A 2,703-nucleotide genomic window follows, 5' to 3' on the forward strand; every position below is an offset into this window, starting at 1 on the left:
GTGGAGTGGATGATCGCGGCAAAAATGCCGCCGCCGATGGTGAACCCCAGCCTTGGGAAGAGCCAGCCGGCGATCAAGGCGCCAACGATCCCGACGACGATATTGCCGACCAGTCCAAAGCCGAAACCCTTGACGATGAGGCCGGCGAGCCAGCCGGCTATCGCGCCGATGATGATGAAGACGAGCAGGCTTTCAATTCCCATTGCCAATCCCTCCTTGAGCGGAGGACCAACGGAGCAACAAGCCCCGAATCGGCCTCCGATTGCGACGGTTCGAACCTATTGGAAAGCAGCCGGCCTCGCCAGCGCCAGCTTCATTCGTCGTCATCGCCCGATGCGGGCCGCCAGCTCGTCGGATCGACCTTCTTTTGCGTGTTGCTGTCGGTATAGACCCACCAGCCGCCGTCGCGATATTGGCCGACGGATTCGTTGATCACGCCGTCGCCGTCCTTCCACATGACAGTGACTTTCGAGCCGTCTTTCGGCGCGCTCGCGATCGGTTTGCGCTCTGCCATTTCATTCCCTCCGCATCTCGCTCCGACAATGGACCGGCAGGAACGTGCTTCAACGCGCCGGGTTCCATCAGCTATGCGCGAAGATATCTTCCTCCGCCCAGCCCATCAGGTCGAGCCTGGCGCGCGTCGGCAGGAAGCGGAAGCAGGCCTCGGCCTCCTTGGTGCGGCCCTCGCGCGCCAGCCGCGCGGCCAGCACCTCGCGCAGCCGGTGCAGGTAGAGCACGTCGGAGGCGGCATATTCGAGCTGCTCGGGCGACAGCGTCTCCGCCGCCCAGTCCGAGGATTGCTGCGCCTTCGACAGGCCGATGCCGAGCAGCTCGTTGCAGAGGTCCTTCAGCCCGTGGCGGTCGGTGTAGGTGCGGGTCAGCCGCGAGGCGATCTTGGTGCAGAACACCGGCTCGGCCATGACGCCGAAGGCTTTGTAGAGCACGGCGATGTCGAAGCGGCCGTAGTGGAACAGCTTGGTGATGGCACGGTTCCTGAGCAGGCTGACGAGGTTCGGCGCCTTCCTCTGGCCGGGAGCGATCTGGATGACGTCGGCGCTGCCGTCGCCAGGCGAAATCTGCACCACGCAGAGCCTGTCGCGATGCGGATTGAGCCCCAGCGTTTCCGTGTCGATGGCCACGGCCCCGACATTGTAGCGGGACAGGTCCGGCAGATCGTTCTTGTGGAAACGGACGTCGGTCATTCTCTTCTCCGGATCGCGGCCTGCGGCGCCGCGCGTCCTTTGGGATGCGCAAGGGACGCGCTGCACCTTGTGCTAGATGGTCCGTCCTCGCCGCGATCCGGGGAAAAATCAACAAAAACTTGATTTGCACGTCGTTCGTGATTTTCGCTCAACGCGTCAGCGCATCGAGAATGCGCGCCCAGGAACGCTGCCCCTTGTGAAAGGAGGTGAGCTCGTATTTTTCGTTCGGCGAATGGATGCGGTCGTCATCGAGGCCGAAGCCGACCAGCAGCGATTCCATGCCGAGATAGGTCTGGAAGTCGCCGACCACGGGAATAGAGCCGCCGCCGCCGGTGGTGACGGCCTGCTTCTCCCATTCGTCGGAGAGCGCATCCTTGGCCTTGGTCAGGAAAGGCGAGTCGTAAGAGAGCTGGATCGCCGGCGAGCCGCCATGCGGATGGAATTCGACCGAGCAGTCGGCCGGGATGCGTTCGCGCACGAAGCCCTGGAAGGCGGCGCGGATCTTTTTCGGATCCTGCTTGTGGACGAGCCGGAACGACACCTTGGCCGAGGCTTCCGCCGCGATCACCGTCTTGAACCCCTTGCCGGTATAGCCGCCGATGATGCCGTTGAATTCGGCCGTCGGCCGCGCCCAGGTGAGCTCGAGCACGGAACGGCCCTTTTCGCCGGCGGGAATGGAGAGGCCGACCGGACCGAGGAATGTCTCGGCGGTCTCGCCAAGCCCCTCCCAGGACTTCAGCACCTGTGAGGGCGTCTCCTCGACGCCGTCATAGAAGCCTGGGATGGTGACACGGCCGTTTTGATCGTGAACGTCGGCGAGGACCTTGGCCAGGATGCGGATCGGATTGGCGGCCGGGCCTCCATAGAGACCTGAATGCAGGTCGCGGCTTGCTGCCTTGACGATGACCTCCTCGCCGACCATGCCGCGCAGCGACACGCAGATCGACGGCGTCTCGCGGTTCCACATGCTGGTGTCGCAGACCAAAGCGAAATCCGCCTTGAGCTCGGCCGCGTTCGCCTCGAGGAACGGCTTCAGCGACGGCGAGCCGGACTCTTCCTCGCCCTCGAACAGGATGGTGACGCGGCAGGGCAGATTGCCATGCACCTGCTTCCAGGCGCGGCATGCCTCGACGAAGGTCATCAGCTGGCCCTTGTCGTCGGCCGAGCCGCGCCCGGCGATCACCTTGCGGCCGGGCTCGATCTCCTTGATCGACGGCGCGAAGGGGTCGGTCTCCCAAAGCTCGATCGGATCGACCGGCTGCACATCGTAATGGCCGTAGAACAGCAGATGCGGCGCGCCGGCCGGCCCCTCGTGATGCGCCACCACCATCGGATGTCCGGGCGTGTCGCGCACGCTGGCATCGAAGCCGATCAGCTTGAGCTCGGCCACCAGCCACTCGGCGCCCTTGCGGCAGTCGGCTGCATAGGCGGGATCGGTCGAGATCGACCTGATGCCGAGCAGGCCGAAAAGCCGCTCCAGGCTTTGGTCGAGGTTCTGGTC

At 64.4% G+C, this 2,703-nt stretch carries 4 protein-coding genes; all 4 read right to left on the bottom strand.

All coding sequences use genetic code 11. The features are described 5' to 3' along the window. The coding region (locus EOA29_RS32070) for a GlsB/YeaQ/YmgE family stress response membrane protein (protein ID WP_145969920.1) at window positions 1-203 on the bottom strand (203 nt) is incomplete at its 3' end. A 110-nt stretch (window positions 204-313) separates the two neighbouring features. Then, complete coding sequence (locus EOA29_RS32075) at window positions 314-514, bottom strand: hypothetical protein (RefSeq protein WP_126091904.1); 201 nt, start codon at window positions 512-514, stop codon at window positions 314-316. Between the two features lie 67 nt (window positions 515-581). Next, window positions 582-1,202: a ribonuclease D gene (locus tag EOA29_RS32080; RefSeq protein WP_126091903.1), complete on the bottom strand. Its 621-nt coding sequence runs from the start codon at window positions 1,200-1,202 to the stop codon at window positions 582-584. 148 nt (window positions 1,203-1,350) lie between these two features. After that, a partial coding sequence (locus tag EOA29_RS32085) for a M20/M25/M40 family metallo-hydrolase (RefSeq protein WP_127222122.1) occupies window positions 1,351-2,703 on the bottom strand: 1,353 nt, incomplete at its 5' end.

Source organism: Mesorhizobium sp. M1E.F.Ca.ET.063.01.1.1, assembly GCF_003998155.1.
Classification (GTDB): Bacteria; Pseudomonadota; Alphaproteobacteria; order Rhizobiales; family Rhizobiaceae; genus Mesorhizobium.

Bases quoted from the DNA above. Each gene is read 5' to 3' on its own strand.
- EOA29_RS32080 (WP_126091903.1), bottom strand. From the start codon at position 1,202: ATGACCGACGTCCGTTTCCACAAGAACGATCTGCCGGACCTGTCCCGC.
- EOA29_RS32075 (WP_126091904.1), bottom strand. From the start codon at position 514: ATGGCAGAGCGCAAACCGATCGCGAGCGCGCCGAAAGACGGCTCGAAA.